Origin of the sequence: Ochrobactrum sp. SFR4, from assembly GCF_019730395.1 — a bacterium.
Classification (GTDB): domain Bacteria; phylum Pseudomonadota; class Alphaproteobacteria; order Rhizobiales; family Rhizobiaceae; genus Pseudochrobactrum.
In genome coordinates, this window is record NZ_JAAPBB010001417.1 from 1 (window position 1) to 234 (window position 234).

The 234-nt window shown below is 56.0% G+C and carries 1 protein-coding gene; it reads right to left on the reverse strand.

The window, feature by feature from the left end; genetic code table 11:
• The coding region (locus tag HBA93_RS23700) for a thiamine pyrophosphate-dependent enzyme (protein WP_286202178.1) at positions 1–234 on the reverse strand (234 nt) is incomplete at both ends.

The following is a 234-nucleotide window of genomic DNA, read 5'->3' on the forward strand; positions in this document are numbered from 1 at the left end:
TGGGATCGTTCGCGTTCTTGACCTTCTGCACTTCATCACGTGAGCGATATTTTGCTGGATCTGACATTGAATGTCCCCGATAACGGTAGGTAAGCATTTCGAGGATGAATGGCCCTTTGCCTGCTCTCGCATGTTCGACGGCGCGCAGGCCGGCGGCGCGTACGGCCCGTACATCCATAGCATCGACCTGCTCGCCGGGGATGTTGAACGATAAGCCGCGCTGTGAGAGATTCA